The 20,212-nt window shown below is 73.6% G+C and carries 17 protein-coding genes; 12 read left to right on the top strand and 5 right to left on the bottom strand.

The window, feature by feature from the left end; all coding sequences use genetic code 11:
- Nucleotides 1–104: 104 nt before the first annotated feature.
- Nucleotides 105–812, bottom strand: coding sequence for a TetR/AcrR family transcriptional regulator (locus ESG85_RS13875; protein ID WP_246095000.1), 708 nt, complete (start codon nt 810–812; stop codon nt 105–107).
- A 162-nt stretch (nt 813–974) separates the two neighbouring features.
- Between ESG85_RS13875 and ESG85_RS13870 the strand changes: the two genes are divergently transcribed.
- Nucleotides 975–3,269 carry an MMPL family transporter gene (locus ESG85_RS13870; RefSeq protein WP_425471220.1) on the top strand — a complete coding sequence of 765 codons (2,295 nt, stop codon included), beginning with the start codon at nt 975–977 and terminating at the stop codon, nt 3,267–3,269.
- Between the two features lie 39 nt (nt 3,270–3,308).
- On the opposite strand, the gene ESG85_RS13865 is transcribed toward ESG85_RS13870, so the two are convergent.
- On the bottom strand, nt 3,309–3,506 hold the full coding sequence (locus ESG85_RS13865; RefSeq protein ID WP_128979015.1) for a helix-turn-helix transcriptional regulator: 198 nt from the start codon (nt 3,504–3,506) through the stop codon (nt 3,309–3,311).
- Between the two features lie 248 nt (nt 3,507–3,754).
- Nucleotides 3,755–4,672, bottom strand: coding sequence for a sugar phosphate isomerase/epimerase family protein (locus tag ESG85_RS13860; protein ID WP_128979013.1), 918 nt, complete (start codon nt 4,670–4,672; stop codon nt 3,755–3,757).
- A gap of 157 nt (nt 4,673–4,829) precedes the next feature.
- Between ESG85_RS13860 and iolC the strand changes: the two genes are divergently transcribed.
- The 6 genes from iolC (at nt 4,830) to ESG85_RS13830 (ending at nt 11,823) form a co-directional block, all read left to right on the top strand.
- On the top strand, nt 4,830–5,864 hold the full coding sequence (iolC, locus tag ESG85_RS13855) for a 5-dehydro-2-deoxygluconokinase (RefSeq protein WP_128979011.1): 1,035 nt from the start codon (nt 4,830–4,832) through the stop codon (nt 5,862–5,864).
- 103 nt (nt 5,865–5,967) lie between these two features.
- Entirely contained in the window at nt 5,968–6,798 is an 831-nt protein-coding gene (gene iolB / locus ESG85_RS13850) for a 5-deoxy-glucuronate isomerase (RefSeq protein ID WP_128979010.1), read from the top strand.
- On the top strand, nt 6,795–8,654 hold the full coding sequence (gene iolD, locus ESG85_RS13845; RefSeq protein ID WP_128979008.1) for a 3D-(3,5/4)-trihydroxycyclohexane-1,2-dione acylhydrolase (decyclizing): 1,860 nt from the start codon (nt 6,795–6,797) through the stop codon (nt 8,652–8,654). The genes iolB and iolD overlap by 4 nt, the downstream gene beginning before the upstream one ends.
- 22 nt (nt 8,655–8,676) lie before the next feature.
- On the top strand, nt 8,677–10,179 hold the full coding sequence (mmsA, locus tag ESG85_RS13840; RefSeq protein ID WP_128979006.1) for a CoA-acylating methylmalonate-semialdehyde dehydrogenase: 1,503 nt from the start codon (nt 8,677–8,679) through the stop codon (nt 10,177–10,179).
- Between the two features lie 90 nt (nt 10,180–10,269).
- The gene (locus tag ESG85_RS13835; RefSeq protein WP_128979005.1) at nt 10,270–11,070 is read left to right on the top strand and encodes an inositol monophosphatase family protein; all 801 of its coding nucleotides are present in this window, start codon (nt 10,270–10,272) and stop codon (nt 11,068–11,070) included.
- Nucleotides 11,071–11,130: 60 nt separating this feature from the next.
- Nucleotides 11,131–11,823: a DUF4291 domain-containing protein gene (locus ESG85_RS13830; RefSeq protein WP_128979003.1), complete on the top strand. Its 693-nt coding sequence runs from the start codon at nt 11,131–11,133 to the stop codon at nt 11,821–11,823.
- A gap of 28 nt (nt 11,824–11,851) precedes the next feature.
- Here ESG85_RS13830 and ESG85_RS13825 read toward each other — a convergent pair whose 3' ends face one another.
- On the bottom strand, nt 11,852–12,283 hold the full coding sequence (locus ESG85_RS13825) for a GNAT family N-acetyltransferase (protein ID WP_128979001.1): 432 nt from the start codon (nt 12,281–12,283) through the stop codon (nt 11,852–11,854).
- Nucleotides 12,284–12,406: 123 nt separating this feature from the next.
- Between ESG85_RS13825 and ESG85_RS13820 the strand changes: the two genes are divergently transcribed.
- Both ESG85_RS13820 and ESG85_RS13815 read left to right on the top strand, forming a co-directional pair.
- Nucleotides 12,407–15,277 (top strand): alpha/beta fold hydrolase, encoded by a 2,871-nt coding sequence (locus ESG85_RS13820; RefSeq protein WP_128978999.1) that lies wholly within the window; start codon nt 12,407–12,409, stop codon nt 15,275–15,277.
- A complete protein-coding gene (locus tag ESG85_RS13815; protein WP_128978998.1) occupies nt 15,274–16,194 on the top strand; it encodes an ABC transporter permease in 921 nt (306 codons plus the stop codon). The genes ESG85_RS13820 and ESG85_RS13815 overlap by 4 nt, the downstream gene beginning before the upstream one ends.
- A gap of 15 nt (nt 16,195–16,209) precedes the next feature.
- Here ESG85_RS13815 and ESG85_RS13810 read toward each other — a convergent pair whose 3' ends face one another.
- Nucleotides 16,210–16,920, bottom strand: a complete 711-nt coding sequence (locus ESG85_RS13810; RefSeq protein ID WP_128978996.1) for a helix-turn-helix transcriptional regulator — start codon at nt 16,918–16,920, stop codon at nt 16,210–16,212.
- Between the two features lie 241 nt (nt 16,921–17,161).
- Here ESG85_RS13810 and ESG85_RS13805 point away from each other — a divergent pair, with 241 nt between their 5' ends.
- The 3 genes from ESG85_RS13805 to ESG85_RS13795 all read left to right on the top strand — a co-directional run bounded on the left by ESG85_RS13805 (nt 17,162) and on the right by ESG85_RS13795 (nt 19,966).
- The gene (locus ESG85_RS13805; protein ID WP_246094998.1) at nt 17,162–18,736 is read left to right on the top strand and encodes a vWA domain-containing protein; all 1,575 of its coding nucleotides are present in this window, start codon (nt 17,162–17,164) and stop codon (nt 18,734–18,736) included.
- A gap of 67 nt (nt 18,737–18,803) precedes the next feature.
- A complete protein-coding gene (locus tag ESG85_RS36610) occupies nt 18,804–18,935 on the top strand; it encodes a hypothetical protein (protein ID WP_281288037.1) in 132 nt (43 codons plus the stop codon).
- Between the two features lie 344 nt (nt 18,936–19,279).
- Nucleotides 19,280–19,966, top strand: a complete 687-nt coding sequence (locus tag ESG85_RS13795) for a ScbR family autoregulator-binding transcription factor (RefSeq protein WP_164986238.1) — start codon at nt 19,280–19,282, stop codon at nt 19,964–19,966.
- Nucleotides 19,967–20,212: the final 246 nt, after the last annotated feature.

Here is a 20,212-nt window from a genome sequence, read left to right as displayed (position 1 = left end):
TGCGCCGGTCCGTGCACCGTCACGCCGTCATACCATCCACTGTACCCCTAGGGGGTATCAAACGGCTGTCGGGCCCCGGTCGTGCCGTCTCGCGGTGCCGGGTCTCACGGTGCCGGTGCCGGGGTGGGAGTCGGGGCCGGAGTCGGAGCCGGAGCTGGTGCCGGAGTCGGTGCCGGAGTCGGTGCCCCGGTGAGCACCTCGCCTATGACCGGGTCGAGATAGCGCAGCAGTGCCGTCTTGGTCTCCCTGATCACCGCGTCCCGTTCCGCGCCCTCGGGGGCGGCCAGGATCAGGGCGAGGCCTGACTTCACGATGGCGAAGGTCATGTCGGCGGTCCGGGAGTGCTGGGCGGGATCGCCGTCGGGCAGGTAGTGGCCGAGCAGCTCGCCGACCCTGGCGAGCAGTGAGGCGTGCAGTGCGTCGTGCTCCTCGGCGATGCGGCCCGGGATCTCGGAGCCGTGCATCAGGGCGAAGAAGACCGGGTTCTCGACGTTGAACGCGATCAGCGGGTCGAGGACGGCGTCGAGCAGCCGGGGGAGCGGCAGCGCGAAGTTCTCGGGTGTGAACGCCTGGCCGTGGTACTCCCGCATCTGAGTGAGCAGCCGGTCGCCCAGTTCGATGGCGATGGCCTCCTTGTTCGGGAAGTACTGGTAGAGCGTGCCGGGCGAGACGCTCGCCTCGCGGGCGATCGCGTTCGTGCTGGTCGCCGTGTAGCCGTTGGCGCAGAAGACCTTCGCGGCGGCCTGGAGGAGCTGCGCGATGCGGCGCTCGCCGCGGGCCTGGCGACGGCGCGGCTTCGGTTCTTCGGACATGGCTGTCCCCCGGCTCTCTGAACACGATTGACAAACGCGAGAGGTCGCTCGCATTCTGGGGGAACGCGAGTGATCGCTCGTGTTTGCCAGTCTACGGGCAATGGGTGACCCATGCGGCCTGCCGGGAAGCGAGCGCACGGGTCAGGGGGAAGGGGACACCGCGTGAAGGCCGAAGTCAAGAAAGCCCAGCCCACGGGGGGTGGCGGTGGGGCCTGGACGCGGTTCGTCACCGCGCGGCCGCGCCTGACGCTGCTGGTCGCGCTCGTGCTCACCGCGCTCGCCGTGATGGCCGGCGGCGGTGTCGCCGACCGGATGGGCAGCGGCGGCTGGGAGGACCCCGACGCCGAGTCGACGTACGCGATCGAGGTCCTGGAACGGGAGTTCCCCGGCTCCCAGCCCAATCTGCTGCTCCTCGTCGACGCGGGGCCCGCCGGGGTCGACGATCCGGCGGTCGCCGCCGAGGGCCGCCGCCTCGCCGAGCGGCTCGACGCCCGGGACGGCGTCGACGGCGCCGGCTCCTACTGGCGGACCGGTTCCCCCGCGCTGCGGTCCAAGGACGGGCGGCAGGCGGTGATCGCCGCCCGCATCGCCGGCGACGAGAAGGCCGCCGGCGAGGTGCTCCAGCGCCTCGCGCCCGAGTTCCGCGGCGGCCACGGCCCCGTCGAGGTCTCCGTGGGCGGCCCGCTCGCGGTGCGCCACGAGATGCAGACGATCATCCAGGAGGACCTGGTCAGAGCCGAGCTGATCGCCCTGCCCATCACCCTCGTCCTGCTCGTCATGGTCTTCGGCAGCGCCGTCGCCGCGCTGCTCCCGCTCGGCATCGGCATCGTCGCCATCCTCGGTACCAACGCCGTGCTGCGCGGCATCACCGAGTTCACCGACGTCTCCGTCTTCGCCCAGAACCTCACCACCGCCCTCGGCCTCGGCCTCGCCATCGACTACGCCCTGTTCGTCGTACGGCGCTTCCGCGAGGAACTGACCGCGGGAGCCGACCCCCGCACGGCCGTCGGCACCACCCTGCGCACCGCCGGGCGGACCGTGCTCTTCTCGGCGCTGACCGTCGCCGTCTCGCTCGCCGCGATGCTGGTCTTCCCGCAGTACTTCCTGCGCTCCTTCGCCTACGCGGGCATCGCCGTCGTGCTGCTCGCCGCCGCGGCCGCGCTGATCCTGCTGCCGGCCGCCCTCCTGCTGCTCGGCGACCGGGTCAACGCCCTCGACCTGCGCACGCTGCTGCGCCCGCGCCGCAAGGGCCGGGCGGGTGACCCGGTGGGCGCGGAGACGGACGACGTCTCCGAAGGCGCCGGATGGGCGCGGACGGCGGGTCTGGTCATGCGCCGGGCGCCGTGGTTCGCCGTCGCCACCGCCGCCGGGCTCGTCCTGCTCGGACTGCCCTTCCTCGGCGTGAAGTTCGGCACCGCCGACGACCGTCAGCTGCCCGCCGTCGCGGAGTCCCGCGTCGTCCAGGACGAGCTCCGTGACGGCTTCCCCGGCAGCCCAGGCGGCGCGCTCACCGTGCTCGCCGAAGGCCCCGCCACACCCGCGCAGTACGCCGCCTACCGGGAGCGGATCGAGGCGCTCGACGGCGTCGCCCGGGTCGACGGACCCGTCGCCGCCGGGACCGGCGGCCGGACCCACGCGTACTACACGGTCGTGCCCGAGGGCGAGAGCGTCGGCGCCGGCGCCCAGCGCGTCGTCGGCGAACTGCGCGCCGAGAAGGCCCCGTTCGACACCGCCGTGACCGGCGCGGCCGCCGTCCTGGTCGACTCCAAGGACGCCATAGGCGAGCGGCTGCCCTGGGCCGCCGCCATCATCGTCGTCGTCACCCTCGTCCTGGTCTTCCTGCTCACCGGCAGCGTCCTGATACCGCTCCAGGCCGTCGTGCTCAACGCGCTCAGCCTCACGGCGATGTTCGGCGCGGTCGTCTGGGTCTTCCAGGAGGGGCACCTCTCCGGCCTGCTCGGCTTCACCGCGACCGGTGACATCGAGACCACCCTGCCCGTCCTGATGTTCTGCGTGGCCTTCGGACTCTCCATGGACTACGGGGTGTTCCTGCTCTCCCGCATCAAGGAGGAGTACGACGCCACCGGCGACCACGAGGGCGCCGTCCGCCACGGACTGCGCCGCACCGGCGGGCTGATCACCGCGGCGGCCGTCATCCTGGCCGTGGTGATGGTCGCGATCGGCACCTCCCGGGTCACCAACACCAAGATGCTGGGCCTCGGCGTCGCCCTCGCCGTCCTCATGGACGCCATGGTGGTGCGCAGCCTGCTCGTTCCGTCCGTCATGAAGCTGACCGGGCGCCTCACCTGGTGGGCCCCGGGACCGCTGCGCCGGCTCCACGGCCGCTTCGGCATCAGCGAGGGCGGGGAACGGCCCACCGTCACCGCCCCCGGCATAGCCGGGGCACCCGGCGCGGCGGGGCCGGACCGGGTGCCCGAGAAGGTCGGTCAGGTCTAGGTCCGGTCCGGCCGGATCCGCCGGACAGGACCCCGAAGGTCACTCCCGGCGGCTCCGGTTTCCCGGCCGGCTGGCGACCCAGGCGCGGATGGTGTCCGGGTACCAGTAGGGCTTGCCCGACTCCACGTGGTCGGGTGACGGCAGCAGCCCGTGCTTCCGGTAGGAGCGGACCGTGTCCGGCTGCACCTTGATGTGCGCGGCGATGTCCTTGTACGACCAGAGCCTTCTGTCGGTCATGGCGTGGCACCTCTCCTGCGTGCCCGGCAGCGGCGGCGGGGACGCCGTCGGGGGAGCTGCCGGACCTCACTGGTGATCGCTGGTGATCACAGAGCCTGTGCCCGGCCCGCGCCCTCCTTCCGACAGGAGGAGCGAGGCTGTCGATCGGCTGTGACGGAAAACCCGCGTAACGGAGAAATGTGTGACGAAGGAGCGACGGATGTGACGTAAGTGATGCATTGGTCCAAGCGGTACGTGACGCCTGGTCATCACAGGCCGCAGGAGCGGAGGAAGCCGCGCGTGCGCACCGCGACGGGGTAGGGCGCGTCCGGGTCGCACGGGTACATGTCCTGCTCGACGATGGCGAACAGGTCCACGTCCAGGGCCCGGGCGGCGGCGAGCACCGGTTCCAGGGCCGGCGTCCCGGCGGGCGGCTCGCACATCACGCCGGCGGCCACCGCCGGACCGAACGGCATCTCCTCGGCGACCACCCGGGCCAGCACGGCGGGATCGACCTGCTTGAGATGGAGGTAGCCGATCCGCTCGCCGTAGGTCTCGATCAGCTTGACGCTGTCACCGCCGCAGTAGGCGTAGTGCCCGGTGTCCAGGCAGAGCGCGACCAGATCGGGATCCGTGGCGTCCAGGAAACGGGTGACGTTCTCCTCGCCGTCGATGTGGGTGTCGGCGTGCGGATGGACGACGAGCCGCAGCCCGTAGCGCTCCCGGACCTCGCGGCCGAGCCGCTCGGTCAGACCGGTGAGCTGCCGCCACTGCCCGGCGGTCAGGGTGCGGTCCTCCAGGACCTCGCCCGTGCGGTCGTCGCGCCAGAAGGCGGGAATCACCACCAGGTGCCGGGCGCCCATGGCCTGGGCGAGCGCTGCGTTCTCGGCGACATGGGCCCAGGTCCGGTCCCACACGGCGGGACCGTGGTGCAGCCCGGTGAACACGGTCGCCGCCGAGACCCGCAGCCCCCTGCGCCCGGTCTCCTCGGCGAGGACGGCCGGATCGGTCGGCAGATAGCCGTACGGGCCGAGCTCGATCCACTCGTAACCGGCGCCCGCCACCTCGTCCAGGAACCTCTGCCACGGCACCTGCCGCGGATCGTCGGGGAACCAGACGCCCCAGGAATCCGGGGCGGAACCGATGCGGATGCGGGACGACGGCGACCGGTTCGTCAGGTTCGTCATGCATGCCACCTTCCGACGGACTCCGAGGGGCGTCAAGACGTCGACCCGGCCGGTCCGGCGCACCTCCGCCTGCCCGGACGGGTCGTTGACACCGCCCGGGGCCGTGGATAGACCTGGGACGTGGGCCCGGCAGGGCGCAGGCGAGAGGTGACGTGGCATGACGCCGGAACCGGAGGAAAGGCCGCGGACGCGGGCCTACGACCTGATCGCGATGGGCCGTCTCGGCGTGGACCTCTACCCGCTGCAGAGCGGGGTGGAGCTGGCACGGGTCGAGACCTTCGGGAAGTTCCTCGGCGGCTCCCCGGCGAACGTCGCCGTCGCCGCCGCGCGCCTGGGCAGCCGCACCGCGCTGGTCAGCCGGACCGGGGCCGACCCGTTCGGCGCGTATCTGCACCGCGAGCTGCGGGCCTTCGGGGTGGACGACCGCTGGGTGACCGACGTGCCCGCGTATCCCACACCGGTCACCTTCTGCGAGATCTTCCCGCCCGACCACTTCCCGATCCACTTCTACCGCCGCCCCAAGGCCCCCGACCTGGAGATCCACCTCCACGAACTGGACATCCCCGCCCTCCGCGCCGCCCGCGCCCTGTGGGTCACCGGCACCGGCCTGAGCGCCGACCCCAGCCGCACCGCCACCCTCGCCGCCCTGCGGGAACGGGCCGACGCGCTCCGCGCCGGAGGCCCCGCACCCGCTCCCGGCATCACCGTCTTCGACCTCGACTGGCGCCCGACCCTGTGGGAGGGCACCGCCGCCGACGCCCGCCCCCTGTACCGGGAGGCGCTGCGGCACGCGACCGTCGCCGTCGGCAACCTCGACGAGTGCGAGGTCGCGACCGGCGAGAGCGAGCCGTACGCCGCCGCCCGCGCCCTGCTCGCCGCGGGCGTGCGGCTCGCCGTCGTGAAGCAGGGCCCCAAGGGCGTGCTCGCGCTCGCCGCCGACGGCACCTCCGCCGAGGTGCCGCCGCTGCCCGTCGACGTCGTGAACGGCCTCGGCGCGGGCGACGCCTTCGGCGGAGCGCTCGCCCACGGCCTGCTCACCGGTCTCGACCTGGAGACCCTGCTCCGCCGGGCCAACGCCGCGGGCGCGATCGTGGCCGGCCGGCTCGCCTGCTCGCCCGCGATGCCGTACGCCGACGAGATCGCCCTCGCCCTCGACACCGGCCACGCCTCGATCCCGGACCGCCCGCGATGACCCTCCGGGACGCCTCGAACACCACCCGCACCCGACCCCGACCGGACCCGGAGACGACCCGGACGCGGCGGTGAGGCCGCGGGACCCTGGGTAGGGACAGATCATGGACTCGACGCTCGACCTCCACGTCCCCGCGGGGACCGCCGGCCGCGGCCCGTACGCCGTCGACATCGACCCCGAGCGGGCCGGCTGGACCCACAGCTCGCTGCGCGTGCTCGACCTCCCGCCCGGCGGGAGCCACGAGTTCCGGACAGGAGACAGCGAATGGGTGGTGCTTCCGCTGTCCGGGGGCGGTACGGTGCGCGTCGAGGGGGAAAACCTCGAACTCGTGGGCCGCGCCAGCCCGTTCGACGGGGTCTCGGACTTCGCCTACGTGCCCAGGGACTCCCACGCCCAGATCGCCTCCGGTGCGGGAGGCCGATTCGCTTTGGCAGGAGCGAAATGCGAGCGAAGACTCCCCGCCCGCTACGGCCCCGCGCCGGAGGTTCCCGTCGAGACCCGCGGCAGCGGCAACCGCGCCCGTGAGGTGCGCAACTTCGCCGCCGCCGGGTCCTTCGCCTGCGACCGGCTGATCGCCGTCGAGGTCGTCACGCCCGGCGGGAACTGGTCGTCCTATCCACCGCACAAACACGACGAGCACCGCCCCGGCACGGAGTCCGTCCTCGAGGAGATCTACTACTACGAGGTCGCCGCGCCACCCGGCGGCCCGGACGGCTACGGCTACCAGCGGATCACGCCCTCCCGCACCGGCGGCGCCGAACTCCTCGCCGAGGTGCGCACCGGAGACGCCGTCCTCGTCCCCGACGGGTGGCACGGCCCGTCCGTCGCCCAGCCCGGACACCCGCTCTACTACCTCAACGTCATGGCAGGACCCGGCCCCGAGCGGGAGTGGCGGATCAGCTTCCACCCCGACCACACGGAGGGATACGCATGAGCGTCCGGCTCACCGTCGCCCAGGCCCTGGTGCGCTTCCTCGCCGCGCAGCACACCGAGCGCGACGGCGTGCGGCAGCGGCTCGTCACCGCCACCTGGGGCATCTTCGGCCACGGCAACGTCGCCGGGATCGGCCAGGCGCTCGTCGAGCACGCCGACCTCATGCCGTACCACCAGGGCCGCAACGAACAAGCCATGGTGCACGCGGCCGTCGGCTACGCGCGCCAGTCCCGCAGGCTCCGGATCCACGCCGTCACCACCTCCATCGGCCCCGGTGCCACCAACCTCGTCACGGGTGCCGCGCTCGCCACCGTCAACCGCCTGCCCGTCCTCCTGCTGCCCGGCGACACCTTCGCCACCCGCCCCGCCGACCCCGTGCTCCAGCAGCTCGAGGTGCCGTACGCGGGCGAGGTGTCGGTCAACGACTGTCTGCGCCCGGTGTCGCGGTACTTCGACCGGGTCACCCGCCCCGAGGCCCTGATCCCGGCCGCGCTCGCCGCCGTACGGGTGCTCACCGACCCGGCCGAGACCGGCGCCGTCACCCTGGCACTGCCGCAGGACGTGCAGGCCGAGGCGTACGACTGGCCGGAGGAGTTCCTCGCCGAACGGACCTGGACCGTGCGCCGGCCCCGCCCCGATCCGGCCGAACTCGACGCGGCGGTCCACGCGCTCCGGGCCGCCGAACGGCCGCTGGTCATCGCGGGCGGCGGAGTGAGACACAGCGGCGCGGAGGACGCCCTGCGCACCTTCGCCGAACGGGCCGGCGTGCCCGTCGCCACCACCCAGGCCGGCAAGGGCGTCCTGCCGTACGACCACCCCTGCGAGGTCGGCGGCATCGGCCACACCGGCACCGCCACGGCCAACGAGCTCGCCCGCGGCAGCGACCTGATCATCGGCGTCGGCACCCGCCACTCCGACTTCACCACCGCGTCCGGCACCCTCTTCCGCCCCGAGACCCGCCTGCTCAACCTCAACATCACCGCCTTCGACGCCCACAAACAGTCGGCCCGGACCCTCGTCGCCGACGCCCGCGAGGCGCTGACCGCGCTCACCGAGGCGCTGGACGGACACCCCCGGGACACCGGCCGGTGGCAAGCCGCCAAGGCCGACTGGCAGCGGCGCACCGACGCCGCCTACGCCGCCGACAGCGACGACGCCCGCCCCACCCAGGCCCAGGTGCTCGGCGCACTCGACACTCTGGTCACCGGGGACGACATCCTGATCAACGCGGCCGGCTCCCTCCCCGGCGACCTCCACAAGCTGTGGCGGACCCGGTCGTCCGACCAGTACCACGTCGAGTACGGCTACTCCTGCATGGGCTACGAGATCCCCGCGGCCCTCGGCGTCGCCCTCGCCGCGCCCGGCCGGCCCGTCTGGGCGCTCGTCGGCGACGGGACCTATCTCATGAACCCCACCGAAATCGTCACCGCCGTCCAGGAAGCACTGCCGATCAAGCTGGTGATCCTCGACAACCACGGCTACGCCTCCATCGGAGGCCTGTCCGAGGCCGTGGGCGCCGAGCGGTACGGCACCGACTACCGGTTCCGCGACCCGGACGGCCGGTTCACCGGGCCGCCGCTGCCCCTCGACCTCGCCGCCAACGCCGCCTCGCTCGGCATGCGGGTGCTGCGCGCCCGTACCGTACGTGACCTGCGGGAAGCCCTCGCCGACGCCCGCCGGGCGAGCGTTCCCACATGTGTCTACGTGGAGACCGAAACGGCAGACAGTGTGTCGGGCGCGCCCCCGGCCCAGGCGTGGTGGGATGTGCCCGTGGCCGAGACCTCGACGCGCCCGTCGGCGGTCAAGGCCCGCGAGGAGTACGACCGGCACGTCACCGCCCGACGCCGCCACCTGTAGCAGCCAGAAGGAGCATTCCGTCATGACGAAGACCGTCAACCACTGGATCGGTGGCAAGAGCGTCGAGGGCACGTCGGGCAACTGGGGCCCGGTCACCGACCCGGCCACCGGCGCCGTCACCACGCAGGTGGCGCTCGCCTCCGTCGACGAGGTCGACGCCGCGGTCGCCGCCGCCAAGGCCGCCTTCGCGACCTGGGGCACCTCCTCGCTGGCCCAGCGCACCACCATCCTCTTCCGCTTCCGCGCGCTGCTCGACGCCAACCGCGACGCGATCGCCGAGCTGATCGTCGCCGAGCACGGCAAGGTGCACTCCGACGCGCTCGGCGAGGTCGCCCGCGGCCTCGAGATCGTCGACCTGGCCTGCGGCATCACCACCCAGCTCAAGGGCGAGCTGTCCACACAGGTGTCCAACCGCGTGGACGTGGCCACGATCCGCCAGCCGGTGGGCGTGGTCGCCGGCATCACGCCGTTCAACTTCCCGGCGATGGTGCCGATGTGGATGTTCCCGCTCGCCATCGCCTGCGGCAACACCTTCGTCCTCAAGCCGAGCGAGAAGGACCCCTCGCCGTCCCTCAAGATCGCCGAGCTGCTCGCCGAGGCGGGGCTGCCGGACGGCGTCTTCAACGTCGTCCACGGCGACAAGGTGGCCGTCGACCGGCTCCTGGAGCACCCGGACGTCTCCGCGATCTCCTTCGTCGGCTCGACCCCGATCGCCCGCCACATCCACACCACCGCCTCCGCCAACGGCAAGCGCGTCCAGGCGCTCGGCGGCGCCAAGAACCACATGCTGGTGCTGCCCGACGCCGACCTCGACGCGGCGGCCGACGCGGCGGTCTCGGCGGCGTACGGATCCGCCGGCGAGCGCTGCATGGCCATCTCCGCGGTCGTGGCGGTCGGCGCGATCGGCGACGAGCTCGTGCAGAAGATCCGCGAGCGCGCCGAGAAGATCAAGATCGGCCCCGGCAACGACCCGACCTCCGAGATGGGCCCGCTCATCACCGCCGTCCACCGCGACAAGGTCGCCTCCTACGTGCACGGCGCCGCGGACGAGGGCTGCGAGGTCGTCCTCGACGGCACCGGCTACACGGTGGACGGCCACGAGAACGGCCACTGGATCGGCCTGTCCCTCCTGGACCACGTCCCGACCACCGCCAAGGCGTACCAGGACGAGATCTTCGGCCCGGTCCTCTGCGTGCTGCGCGCCGAGACGTACGAGGAGGGCCTGGCCCTCATCAACGCCTCGCCGTTCGGCAACGGCACCGCGATCTTCACCCGCGACGGCGGCGCGGCCCGCCGCTTCCAGCTGGAGGTCCAGGCCGGCATGGTCGGCGTGAACGTGCCGATCCCGGTGCCGGTGGGCTACCACTCCTTCGGCGGTTGGAAGGACTCGCTCTTCGGCGACCACCACATCTACGGCAACGACGGCGTGCACTTCTACACCCGCGGCAAGGTCGTCACCACCCGCTGGCCGGACCCCTCCGAGGCCCCGGCCGGCGTCGACCTGGGCTTCCCGCGCAACCACTGAGCACCCGACGCCCGTTGACACCCCGGCCCCCGCCGAGCACCGCCGGCGGGGGCCGTCCCGTCGACGGCCGTTCCCGGTAGCCTGCCCGTCGTGATCACCCCGGACGCGAACGCCACCGACGCCGAAGTCGCCCTGGCCGCGGCACGGACCGGCGCGGACATCGTCCGCGGCCTGTACGGCCGCCGGCTCGACCGCATCGACAAGGGCGACGGCGACTTCGCCACCGCCGCCGACGTCGCGGCGGAGAAGGCGATCCTCGGCGTCATCCGCACCGCACGGCCCGCCGACGCGGTGCTCGGCGAGGAGGGCGGACGGCAGGGCGCCCCCGACGGCGCACGCCAGTGGCTGGTCGACCCCCTGTGCGGCACCCTCAACTACGCCACCGGGAACATGCTGGTCGCGGTCAACGTGGCGCTGCGGGACGGAGCGGCGGCGGTGGCCGACCCGTTCAGCGGCGAGGTCTTCTTCACCGACGGGCGGACCGCATGGCTACGGCAGGACGGGACCGACGACACCCCGCTGACGCCCACGCCCGCCACCCGGCTCGTGGACGTCAACCTGGACCCGCCGTTCCCGAGCGCACCCGCGTTCCGGCCCGTCGACCTCCTGGCCCACCCCGCCTTCACCGCTCACTTCCGGCCGCGCGTCGTGTCGACGAGCCTGGCCCTCGCCTGGGTCGCCGCCGGCCGCCGCGCCGCCTACGTCACCGACGGCACCGACCTCTCCACCACCGTCCACTTCGCCGCCGGCATCGCGTTGTGCCGAGCCGCCGGCTGCGTGGTCACCGGCATCGACGGCACCCCGCCGGACGAACCGGCCAGAGGCCTCGTCGCCGCAGCCGACGCCGGGACCCACGAGCGGCTGCTGACGATGATCAACGGCCGCGGCTGAACCGCCGAGGGCCGGGGAAACCGGTGGCCCCGCGGGCTCGTTCCGGCGCACCCTGGGGCCATGTCCGTTCCCGCACAGCCGCCGAAGTACCAGATCAGAGCCGTCCACACCGACACCACCGTGACCGTCTACCAGGCCTACCGGCCGGAGATCGGTCTCCCGGCCGCCCGCGACGGACGCTTCCCGGAGTCGTGGAAGCGGGACCGGATGACCTGGATCAAGCCCTCGTTCCTGTGGATGGCCTACCGCTGCGGCTGGGGCCTGAAGGAGGGGCAGGAGACCGTCCTGGCCGTCGAGATCGCCCGCGAGGGCTTCGAGTGGGCGCTGCGCCACGCGAGCCTCTCCCACTACGTCCGCGGCTTCCACGAGGACCGCGCCGCCTGGCAGCGCGAGCTGAAGCGCTCGCCGGCCCGCGTCCAGTGGGACCCGGAGCGCGACCTGCACCTCCGGCCGCTGCCGTACCGCTCGCTGCAGCTCGGCCTGGCCGGAGAGGCCTCCCGTCGCTACGCGGACGAGTGGACCGTCGGCATCCGCGACGTCACCCCGCTCGCCCGCGAGATCCACGGCCTCGTACGCGAGGGCCGCCCGGAGCGGGCCCGGCCACTGCTGCCCGAGGAACGGCCGTACCCGGCGGGCGCCGGACTCCTGGGACGGATCGTGGCCCTGGGCGAAGCGCGCCGAGACGTGCCCCGAGACGAGGCCCGAGACGAGGTCCGAGACGTGCCCCGAGACGAGGTCCGAGACGAGGCCTGAGGGATGGCCCGAGGCGCGGGCACCAGGCTCAGGGCCGGCCGCGGTCGTCCTCGAACGGCCAGCCCCGGATCGTGAACAGCCCCTCGTCGGCCGCACCCGCCGACGCGTAGGTCCGCAGGGCCGCCTCGTTGTCCGTGTCCACGCCCACCCACATTCCGTAGCAGCCGCGCGCCCGGGCCTCCGATGCCAGGGCCTCCGTGAGGGCGCGGCCGATGCCGCGGCGGCGGTGGGCCTCGTCCACCGACAGTTCGTACAGGCACAGCTCCACGCCCTTGTCGGGGTGGCGCATCTCGATCCCGGAGACGAAACCGGCGGGGAAGCCGTCGTCCGCGTACGCGATCAGGAGGACGTGACCGGGCGCGGCCAGGAAGGCCTCGGCCCAGTCCTCCCGGGGCGGCGCGTCGTACAGGTGCCCCGCCGCCAGCAGCTCCGCCACCGTCGTCGCCCGCCGGATCTCCATCCCGTCCCCCCGCGCCGTACCGCGTCTGGTGTACGACGACCGTAGCGCGTACGACCGGAGAAGGCCGGAGAGTTCCGCCCCTGGGCACGCGAGCCGCCCCGTCCGGGGGCCTAGGCTCGACGCATGCAGCTGCGACTTCCCCGGAGGGGCCTGCCGCGATGGGCCGCGGCAGGCGCCGTGCTCGCCGTGCTCGCGGGCGGCACCGGCACCTGGACCGCCGTCGCCTCCGACGACGCCGCGCCCGTGCGCCGCGCCGACCGGATGCTCGACCTCGACGGCGTACGGCTCGACACCTCCTACTTCACCTCGGGCGGCGACGGCCGCCGCCCCGCCGTCCTCCTCGGCCACGGCTTCGGCGGTTCCAAGGACGACGTCCGCGCGCAGGCCGAGCAGCTCGCCCGCGACGGCTACGCCGTGCTCACCTGGTCCGCCCGCGGCTTCGGCGCCTCCACCGGGCAGATCGGCCTCAACGACCCCGAGCGCGAGGTCAGGGACGTCAGCGGACTCGTCGACTGGCTCGCCGCACGCCCCGAGGTGCTCCTCGACAAGGCCGGCGACCCGCGCGTCGGCGTCACCGGCGCCTCCTACGGCGGTGCCGTCTCGCTGCTCGCCGCCGGCCACGTCCCGCGCGTCGACGCCGTGGCCCCGCAGATCACGTACTGGAACCTGGCCGACGCGCTGTTCCCCAACGGCGTCTTCAAGAAGCTCTGGTCCGGCATCTTCTTCTCGGCGGGTACGGGGACGGGCCCCGGCGCCGGGGCGGGCGCCAGTGCGCCGGGCGGCGGTGCGGCCGGTGCTTCCGGGGGCTCCGGCGCCGGTGCTTCCGGGGCCTCCGGCCCGGGTGGCAGCACCGCCGCCGACCCCGCCGCATGCGGTCGCTTCAGCCCCGAGGTCTGCGCCCTCTACCAGCGTGTCGCCGTCACCGGCCGCCCCGACGCCGCCGCCCGCGCGCTCCTGGAGGCCCGCAGCCCCTCCGCCGTCGGCAGCCGCATCAAGGTGCCCGCGCTGATCGTCCAGGGCCAGGCCGACTCGCTCTTCACCCTCGGCCAGTCCGACGCCATGGCGCGGGCCATCGCCGCCAACGGCGCACCCGTCGCCGTCGACTGGACGTCCGGCGGCCACGACGGCGGCGACCGCGAGACGGACCGGGTCCAGGCGAGGATCACCGCGTGGTTCGACCGCCACCTCAAGCGGGACGCCTCCGCCGACACCGGACCCGCCTTCCGGGTCAGTCGTACTGGAGGAGTGGACTCCACCGACGGACGGGCCACCCTGCGCGGCGCCACCGCCGACCACTACCCGGGCCTCGCCGCGGGCCCCGTCCGGGTGGCGCTCACCCCCGCCGGCCCGCCGGCCCCCGCGAGCCCCGCGGCCCCCGCGGCCTCCGCGAGCCCCGCGACCCCCGTACCGGCCGGCTCCGGTCCGGCGGCCTCCAACGCACCCGTACCCGCACCCTCCGCCGCCTCCGCCGCCCGCTCCTTCTCCAACCCCGCCGGTGCCAACCCGCCCGCGCTCTCCGCCGTGCCCGGCCTCGGTGGCGGGCTCTCGCAGTTCTCGTCGCTCGGCGTGGGGCTGACCCTCGACTTCCCCGGCCAGTTCGCCGCCTTCGACGCCCGGCCGCAGTCCGTGCCGCTGCGGATCACCGGCGCCCCGACCGTCCGGGTCAGGGTGACCTCCACCGCGCCCGACGGCTCGGCGGTGTTCTTCGCCAAGGTGTACGACGTGGGCCCGGACGGCCGGCAGCAGGTGCTGCCCGCCCAGCTCGTCACCCCGGTACGGGTCGAGGGCGCCGCAGGCGAGGGCCGCACCGTGGACCTCACCCTGCCCGCCGTCGACCACGAGGTGCCGGCCGGGCACCGGCTGCGGCTCGTGCTCGCCGCGACGGACCTCGGCTACGCCTCGCCCGTCACCCCCGCCACGTACACCGCCGCCGTCCAGGGCCCGCTGACCCTGCCGACCGCGCCCGCCGTGACCACCCAGGCGGCCGGGCTGCCCTGGTGGGTGTGGGGCCTGCCGCTGCTCGCCCTGGCCGTCGCCGCCGGACTGCTGCTCACCGCCCGGCGCCGCACCGCCGCACCGGCACCCGACCCGGCGCTCGCCGAGGTCCCGCTCCGGATCACCGGCCTGTCCAAGAAGTACGCGGGCACCGACCGGTACAGCGTCCGCGACCTGTCCTTCCGGGTCGAACAGGGCCAGGTCCTCGGCCTGCTCGGCCCCAACGGCGCGGGCAAGACCACCACCCTGCGCATGCTGATGGGCCTGATCGGCCCGGACGAGGGCGAGATCCGCGTCTTCGGCCACGCCGTCCGCCCCGGCGCCCCGGTGCTGTCCCGGGTCGGCGCCTTCGTCGAGGGAGCGGGCTTCCTGCCGCACCTGTCGGGACGCGAGAACCTGGAGCTGTACTGGGCCTCCACCGGCCGCCCGGCCGAGGACGCCCACATCGACGAGGCGCTGCGGATCGCCAACCTGGGCGGCGCCCTGGAACGCGCCGTGCGCACCTACTCGCAGGGCATGCGGCAGCGGCTCGCCATCGCGCAGGCCATGCTCGGCCTGCCGGACCTGCTCATCCTGGACGAGCCGACGAACGGCCTCGACCCGCCGCAGATCCGCGAGATGCGGGAGGTGATGATCCGCTACGCGGCCGGCGGCCGCACCGTCATCGTGTCCAGCCACCTCCTCTCCGAGGTCGAACAGTCCTGCACCCACCTCGTGGTGATGGACCGCGGCGGCCTCGTCCAGGCGGGCCCGGTCGAGGAGATCACCGGATCCGGCGACACCCTCCTCGTCACCCTGGACGGCCCGGTGCCGGACGCGGTGGTGGAGAAGCTGGGGGCCGTGCGCACGGAGTCCGGCCTGCTCGTCCGCCTCGACGGCAGGAGCACCACCTTCCTCATCGGCGAACTCGTCCGCCTGGACGTGCCGGTGACCGGGGTGGGCCCGCACCGGCGCCTGGAGGACGCGTTCCTGACGCTGATCGGAGGAGAGACCGCATGACCGCCACCGCCCCCGGCCGCACGCCCGGATCCGCAGACACGGCCGCTCCCGGCCGCACGCCCGGATCCGCCGCCCCGGCCGCCCCCGGCTACACGCCCGGCCGCACCCTGCCGCTGCGCGTGGAGGCCGTGCGCCAGCTGAAGCGCCGCCGTACCTTCGTCATGGCCGGGATCCTCGCCGCCCTCCCGTTCGTCCTCATCGCCGCATTCGCCATCGGCGGCACCCCGGACGGCGCGCGGAACAACCGGATCACCCTCATGGACACGGCGACCGCCTCGGGCGCCAACTTCGCCGCGACCTGCCTCTTCGTCTCCGCCGGCTTCCTGCTGGTGATCCCGGTGGCGCTGTTCTGCGGTGACACGGTGGCGTCCGAGGCCGGCTGGTCCTCGCTGCGCTATCTGCTCGCCGCGCCCGTTCCGCGTGCCCGGCTGCTCCGGTCCAAGCTCGTCGTCGCCCTCGGCTTCAGCGCGGCGGCCATGCTCCTGCTGCCTCTGGTCGCCCTGGCCGCCGGCACCGTCGCGTACGGCTGGGGTCCGCTGAAGCTCCCCACCGGCGGCGTCCTGCCGGCCGGCGACGCGCTGCTGCGCCTCGGCGTGGCCGTCGCCTTCGTCTTCGTGTCCCAACTCGTCACCGCGGGACTCGCCTTCTGGCTCTCCACCCGCACCGACGCGCCTCTGGGCGCGGTCGGCGGCGCCGTCGGCCTCACCATCATCGGCAACGTCCTCGACGCGGTCACCGCCCTCGGCGACTGGCGGGCGTTCCTGCCGGCCCATTGGCAGTTCGCCTGGGCGGACGCCCTCCAGCCCCATCTGGAATGGACGGGCATGGTCAAGGGCGCGGCCGTCTCGGTCACCTACGCCCTGATCCTCTTCGCCCTCGCCTTCCGCGGCTTCGCCCGCAAGGACATCGTGTCCTAGCGACCCCGCGCGCCGCTAAACCCACCCCCTCCTCGCCGCTTCCGCCCCCGCGCGGAAGCGGCTCGTCGTGCCCAGGGCCGCCATCAGTTCGCCCACGCGGCGGCTGTACGTGCGGGGGGACATGCCGAGGCGGGCCGCGGCGGTCTCGTCGGTGAGGCCGGCGAGGAGGGCGTCGAGGACCGGGCGGAGCTGCGGCGGGAGGTCACGGGCGGGCGGGGTGAGACCTGCCAGTTCCTGACTGGTGTCCCAGGAGGCGTGGTGGGCGCGGACCAGGGCCTGGACGACGACGGGGTCGCGGATCAGGAGCAGGCCGTTGTAGAGGAGTTCGAGGTCGAGCGGGACCGCGGCGACCGTGCGGTCGACGACGATCATCTTGAAGGGGATCGAGTCCGCGACCCTCGCCCGGCCCGGGACCCGGACCGCCCCCGCCACCTGGGGGAGGGCGTGGCGGGGGACGATCCGGCGGACCTCGCCGGCCCGCTCCGCCGCCGCGCGCATGCACGCTCCCGCCAGCTCAAGGAACGGCTCGGGGATCGCGCGCGCGGCGGAGACCGCGGGGTCGTCGAAGGTCAGCAGCTCGTGCCGCGCCGAGGCCGCGAGACCCGCGAGCGCCGCGCTGACCCGGCGCGTGCCGCGGACCGGACGCGCGGGAGGACGCTGGGGCTCCGGACCGGCACGGCCCATCGCCGAACGGGCGAGCATCACGGAGCCCGCGCTCTCTGCCACCGCTGACCACCCCCGCCCGACCGGTGTGCCACTCCATGTACGCACGCGACTGCGTACGGTGACAACCCCTGTTGACAAGGATGGCGAGTCCCTGCCACGGCGGCGCGTCTCCGCCGCCGTTGCCGCATTGAGATCCTTCCGCAACTCCTTCGTCCGGTCCGTCGAGCCCCCGCGCACGTCACATTCACCAGTGCCGGACACGGAAGAAGAGATGGGTGACGACGCCATGGGGGAGACGACCATGAGGCGGAGGACGCGGCGACGGGCCGCGACGGGAGTGCTCGCCGGACTGCTGGGCGGCGCCCTGCTGTTGACCGGATGCGCCGCCGGTTCCGACGGAACCACCCGTACGGGTGCCCACGGCTCCGCGTCGAAGGGGCGCGGCGCGCCGGCGCCCGCGCCCGGCGCCCCGGACACGCGGCGGCCCTCCGGCGCGCCCGAGTCGCCCGGGACGGCCGGGCCCGAGGCTCCCGAGCGGCTCTCCACCTTCGCCCTCGACGTCGACACCGCCTCGTACGGCTACGCCCGCCGCACCCTCGGCGAGGGCCGGCTGCCCGACCCCGAGGACGTACGGCCCGAGGAGTTCGTCAACAGCTTCCGGCCCGACTATCCGCGGCCGAAGGACAACGGCTTCAGCGTCACCCTCGACGGCGCCCGCTCCGACGCGGACGGCTGGTCGCTGCTCCGGGTCGGCCTCGCGACCCGCCCCGGCGACTCCGAACGGCCGCCCGCGGCCCTCACGTTCGTCATCGACGTGTCCGGCTCCATGGGCGAGCCCGGCCGGCTCGACCTCGCCAAGGAGTCCCTCGGGCTGATGACCGACCGGCTGCGCGACGACGACTCCGTCGCCCTCGTCACCTTCAGCTCCGAGGCCGAGGTCCGGCTCCCCATGACCCGGGTGGGCGACCACCGCGGCCGGATCCACGACGTCGTCGACGGCCTGCGGACCGGCTCCTCCACCAACGTGGAGGACGGCGTGCGCACCGGCTACGACGTCGCCGTCGAGGGCCACCGCAAGGGCGCCACCAACCGGGTCGTGCTGCTCTCCGACGCCCTCGCGAACACCGGCGACACCGACGCCGAAGGCATCCTGGAGCGGGTCGACAAGGAGCGCCGCGCGTACGGGATCACCCTGTTCGGCGTCGGCGTCGGCAGCGACTACGGCGACGCGTTCATGGAGAAGCTCGCCGACAAGGGCGACGGCCACACCACCTACGTCGCCACGCCCGAGCAGGCCCGCAAGGTCTTCGTCGACCAGCTGCCCGGCCATGTAGAACTCCGCGCCCGGGACGCCAAGGCCCAGGTCGCCTTCGACCCGGGGACGGTGGCGGACTTCCGGCTCGTCGGCTACGACAACCGGAAGGTCGCCGACGAGGACTTCCGCGACGACCGGGTCGACGGCGGCGAGATCGGCGCCGGGCACACCGTGACCGCGCTGTACGCGGTGAAGCTGCGGCCGGGGCGGCAGGGCACGGTCGCGACGGCCACCGTCCGCTGGCTCGACCCGGCCACCCGCGCCCCGCACGAGCGCGCGGGCACCGTGGACACCGCCGCGCTGACCGCACCGGTCTGGGGCGACGGCCACGACAGCCTCCAGCTGACCGCCATCGCCGGCTACTTCGCCGACCGGCTGCGCGGCGGACGGCTGCCGGGCGCGCCGCCGCTGTCCGTCCTCGCGGCCCGCGCGGGCGCGCTCGCCGAGCGGGCGCACTCCGCGTCCGTACGGGAGCTCGCCGAGGCCATCCGGCGGGCCGACGGGCTCACCGGTTCCGGTTCCGGCTCCGGCTCCGGCTCGTCCGACCCGTACGCGGGGTGAGCGTCATGAGGGACCCCGTGGCCGCCCTGCTGCTCGCCCTCGCAGCCGTCTCCACGGGGTGAGCGTCATGAGGGACCCCGTGGCCGCCCTGCCGCTCGCCCTCGCAGCCGTCTCCACCGGTCTCCACGCCGGTTTCCCGCGGATCTTCCGGACCGGCGTGATGCCGGCCTGGCCCGCCTCACGGACGAGGAGTTCGTGAGCGCGATGCGGCGGATCAACGAGTACGGGCCGGAGCCGGTGTTCCGGGCGGTCGTCCGCGACACAGGACCGGAGGGTCGGTTTTTCCGTCGCCCTGAGTGACATCGGGCGGTCGGTGGCGGTGCGTCAGGTTGGTGCGACGTTCGCCGACCTGACGTTCTCTTACTTGCCGCTGTCCGCAACTCCGCTGGTCAGTGGCTTGCGCAAGCGGGTGGCCGGGCTTGCGGGTTCACTGCGAACAAGGCTTCGGGTATCTTCCACCTGCCGGAAAATAGGTACCCCAAGGTTTGTTTTCTCGGGCCACCGGGATGCCGGTTCGGGCGCGATGAGAGGGACGTGACTCCCATGGCGAAGCAGGATCGGGCGATTCGCACGCGCAGGGCGATCCTGGAGGCGGCTGCCGCCGTCTTCGACGAGCGGGGCTACGAGGCGGCCAAGCTCTCCGACATCCTGGCGCTCGCCCGGGTGACGAAGGGCGCGCTCTACTTCCACTTCGACTCCAAGGAAGACCTCGCGCACGCCGTGATCGACGCCCAGGTGTCGGTGGTGCCCACGGCGCCGCCGCAGACCTGCAAGGTGCAGGAGTTCGTGGACGTCGGCATGGTGTTCGCGCACCGCCTCACCGTCGACCGCGTGCTGAGCGGGAGCGTCCGGCTCACCCTCGACCAGGGCGGCCACGAGCTCAACCGCAGCGGCCCCTACCGCGAGTGGACCGAGATCAACCTGGCCCTGCTCCGGGAGGCGAAGGAGCGCGGTGAGCTGCTGCCGCACGCCGTGCCCGAGGAGGTGGCCCCGCTCGTGGTCGGCGCCTACGCGGGGCTCAACCTGATGACCCACGCGCTGGAGGGCGACCGCTCCTCCATGGAGCGCTGGGCCTCGGCGCTCTATCACCATTTACTGCCCAGCATCGTGGTGCCGTCCGTGCTGACCATGCTGGACCTGGAGCCCGGCCGCGGCGCCCGCGCGCTCGGTGTGACGGAGGGCGCCACTGTGACGGAGGCCGTCACCGTGACGGAGGGCGCCACTCCCTGATCCGGTCGGATCCCGACGCCCGACGCCGCGCGGTCTCCCGCGCGGCTTTCGTGTGTCCGGGCGCGTCCTCGACGCCGCCTTCCCTCCGCGCTCCCGGCGCGTCATCATGATCTCAAACGAAACCGCTGTGCCGGTTTTCAGGGCACCGCTGGCCGGAAGGCACCTGCGCCGTTGCCTGAAAATCAGCGCCAAAGCATACCCCAGGGTCCAGTAACTGGATCCAGGGGTACGTTTCTTGAGCGCTTG

Source organism: Streptomyces roseicoloratus, from assembly GCF_004117935.1.
Classification (GTDB): domain Bacteria; phylum Actinomycetota; class Actinomycetes; order Streptomycetales; family Streptomycetaceae; genus Streptomyces; species Streptomyces roseicoloratus.
This window is presented reverse-complemented; position numbering and strand designations above follow the sequence as displayed.